This is a genomic window from Mesorhizobium sp. M7A.F.Ca.MR.176.00.0.0 (genome assembly GCF_004023165.1).
In the GTDB taxonomy this organism is placed as follows: domain Bacteria; phylum Pseudomonadota; class Alphaproteobacteria; order Rhizobiales; family Rhizobiaceae; genus Mesorhizobium.
The window spans coordinates 3,821-7,117 of sequence record NZ_RZTC01000116.1 but is presented as its reverse complement, the minus strand read 5'-3'; the positions used below and the strand labels follow the sequence as shown (position 1 = coordinate 7,117).

Here is a 3,297-nt window from a genome sequence, read left to right as displayed (position 1 = left end):
GTCGACGATGGCACCGAAATCATCCGCGGCCTGAACCTGACGGTGAAAGCCGGCGAGGTCGCCGCGATCATGGGGCCGAACGGCTCGGGAAAATCGACGCTGTCCTACATCCTCGCCGGCCGCGAGGACTATGAGGTGACCGAAGGCGACATCCTCTACAACGGCCAGTCGATCCTCGAAATGGATCCGGCCGAGCGCGCTACATCAGGCATCTTCCTCGCTTTCCAGTACCCGATGGAGATACCGGGCGTCGCGACCATGGAATTCCTGAAGGTGGCGATGAACGAGCAACGCAAGGCGCGTGGCGAGGAGCCGCTGAAGATCCCGGAATTTTTGAAGCGCGTGAAGGAAGCCGCCGCCTCGCTCAGCATGGACATGGCGATGCTCAAGCGGCCGCTCAATGTCGGCTTCTCCGGTGGCGAGAAGAAGCGGGCAGAGATCCTGCAGATGAAGCTGCTGGAGCCGAAACTGTGCGTGCTCGACGAGACCGATTCCGGCCTCGATATCGATGCGCTGAAGATCGTGTCCGACGGCGTCAACGCGCTGCGCGCGCCGGACCGGGCGTTCCTGGTCATCACCCACTACCAGCGCCTGCTTGAGCACATCGTGCCCGATAGCGTGCACGTTCTCTACAAGGGCCAGGTCATCAAGTCCGGCGACAAGTCGCTGGCGCTTGACCTGGAAGCCAATGGCTATGCCGGCGTGATCGGCGAAGCCGCGTGAGATGCCAGAGGTAATACCGATGAACATGCACACACAACCGCAGCGGACACCGGCCGAGACAGCGTTGATCGACGCGTTCGGCGACCGGCTGTCGCTGCTGCCCGGCGACGGCGCGGTGATGCTGAAGCGCGACGACGCCATCGAGACGATCAAGCACGGCCTGCCGACGCGGCGTGTCGAATCCTGGCATTACACCGACCTGCGCCGGTTGCTGAATACCGTGCCGGACTTCGACCCAGCCGCCATGGCCAAAGCCATTGCGCCGATCGTCGACGGTTCCACCGTGGTGTCGATCCTGAACGGCAAGTCCGACGCCAAAGTGCCGGTTCTTGAAGGCGTCTCTTTCCAGCGCCTTTCGGAAAAGCTGATCGACGGCAGCGCAGCAGCTGGGCTCGACCCCTATGGCAGCGACGACGCCATCGGCGCGCTGAACACGGCTTTTGTCGCCGACGGGTATTTTGTCGACATCGCCGATGGTGTGGAACTTGAAAAGCCGGTCGAGCTGCAGAACCTGCAGGCCGGCGGCCAGACCCATGTGCGCCTGGCCGTTCGTGTCGGCGCCGGCGCCAAGGCCGTTATCGTCGAGCGCCAGACGGGTGATGGCGCTGCCTTGGGCAGCTCGGTCAGCCAGATCGTGCTCGACGAGGGCGCCGAGGTGACGTGGCTGATCGTCCAGGAGCAGCCGGAAACAGCGACGCATCTGGCGCAGTTCAAGGCCCATATCGGCAAGAATGCGAAACTGACGCTGTTCGTCATGAATGCCGGCGGCAAGCTCGTGCGCCAGGAGATCATGGTCAGGACGACTGGCGAAGGCGCCGATTTCAAGCTTCGCGGCATCAACCTCCTGGCCGGCGACACCCACACCGACGTGACCATGGTTCTCGACCATGCCGTGCCGCACACGACCTCGACGGAGATCATCCGCAATGTGGTGACGGGCAAGGCGCGCGGTGTGTTCCAGGGCCGCATCAACGTCCATCAATATGCGCAGAAGACCAACGCCAAGATGGCCTGCAACACGCTGTTGCTGTCGGACGATGGCGAGTTCTCGACCAAGCCCGAGCTTGAAATCTTCGCCGACGACGTGATTTGCGGCCACGGCGCGACGGTCACCGAAATCGACCACAACCATCTGTTCTACCTGATGGCGCGTGGCGTCGACGAGAAAAGCGCACGGGGGTTGCTGGTGAAGGCCTTCGTCGCGGAGGTGATCGAGGAACTTGACGACGAGGCGATCGTCGAAGCGCTGGAAGCGCGGCTCGACGGCTGGTTCGCGGCACACGGGTGATCTGATGAACGCACCGGGCAAGATCGGAGATTTCTACGACGTCGAAGCGATCCGCCGCGATTTCCCGATCCTGTCGCGGGAAGTCTATGGCAAGCCGCTGGTCTATCTCGACAATGGCGCCTCGGCACAGAAGCCGCAGGCGGTGCTGGACACAATCCAGCATGCCTATTCCCAGGAATACGCCAACGTCCACCGCGGCCTGCATTTTCTGTCGAACGCCGCGACCGACGCCTACGAAAAGGCCCGAGAGACGGTGCGCCGCTTCCTAAACGCGCCGAGCACCGACAACATCATCTTCACCTCGAACACGACTTCGGCCATCAACACGGTCGCCTATGGCTATGGCATGCCCAACATCGGCGAGGGCGACGAGATCGTGCTGTCGATCATGGAGCACCACTCCAACATCGTCCCGTGGCATTTCATCCGCGAGCGGCAGGGCGCCAAACTGGTCTGGGTGCCGGTCGACGATCTCGGCGTTTTCCACATCGAGGAATTCGAGAAGCGGCTGACCGAGCGCACCAAACTGGTCGCCATCACGCAGATGTCGAATGCGCTGGGCACGGTGACGCCGATCAAGGAGATCGTGCGCATTGCGCATGCGCGCGGAATTCCGGTGCTGGTCGACGGCAGTCAGAGCGCCGTGCATATGCCTATCGACGTGCAGGATCTCGACTGCGACTTTTTCGTCTTCACCGGGCACAAGGTTTATGGCCCGTCGGGCATCGGCGTGCTCTACGGCAAGAAGGACATTCTCGCTGGCATGCGGCCCTTCATGGGCGGCGGCGAGATGATCGAGGAGGTGACGGAAGACATCGTCACCTACAACGAGCCGCCGCACCGTTTCGAAGCCGGCACCCCGCCGATCGTCCAGGCGATCGGGCTGGGTGCCGCGCTCGACTATATGGAAACGATCGGCCGCGAGCGCATTGCAGCCCATGAGGAAGACCTCAAGAACTACGCGCATGAGCGGCTGCGCTCCATCAATTCGCTGCGCATCTTCGGTGATGCGCCCGGCAAGGGCGCCATCATCTCGTTCGAACTGCAAGGCATTCATGCGCATGACGTGTCGATGGTGATAGACAGGCAGGGCGTTGCTGTCCGCGCCGGCACCCATTGCGCCCAGCCGCTGTTGAAACGGTTCGGCGTAACCTCCACATGCAGGGCATCGTTCGGCATGTATAATACCAGGGCCGAAGTTGACGCTTTGGCCGAGGCGCTTGAAAAAGCGCGCAAATTCTTCGGATGACGAGTTTTTTGGGTGACGACCATGGATGATGCAAGCA

4 protein-coding genes (1 of these 4 running past the window's edge) are annotated in these 3,297 nt (G+C 62.0%); all 4 read left to right on the top strand.

Features of this window, described 5'->3' with window-relative positions; genetic code table 11:
- A partial coding sequence (gene sufC, locus EOB59_RS28220) for a Fe-S cluster assembly ATPase SufC (RefSeq protein ID WP_245486793.1) occupies positions 1 to 723 on the top strand: 723 nt, incomplete at its 5' end.
- A gap of 19 nt (positions 724 to 742) precedes the next feature.
- On the top strand, positions 743 to 2,011 hold the full coding sequence (gene sufD / locus EOB59_RS28215) for a Fe-S cluster assembly protein SufD (RefSeq protein WP_128289736.1): 1,269 nt from the start codon (positions 743 to 745) through the stop codon (positions 2,009 to 2,011).
- A gap of 4 nt (positions 2,012 to 2,015) precedes the next feature.
- Positions 2,016 to 3,260 (top strand): cysteine desulfurase, encoded by a 1,245-nt coding sequence (locus EOB59_RS28210; RefSeq protein ID WP_128289735.1) that lies wholly within the window; start codon positions 2,016 to 2,018, stop codon positions 3,258 to 3,260.
- A 25-nt stretch (positions 3,261 to 3,285) separates the two neighbouring features.
- Positions 3,286 to 3,297, top strand: the start of a protein-coding gene (locus EOB59_RS28205) for an SUF system Fe-S cluster assembly protein (RefSeq protein WP_128289734.1). It continues 372 nt past the right edge of the window; 12 of the gene's 384 nt are visible here — the first part of the coding sequence; its start codon is at positions 3,286 to 3,288; its stop codon lies beyond the right edge, outside the window.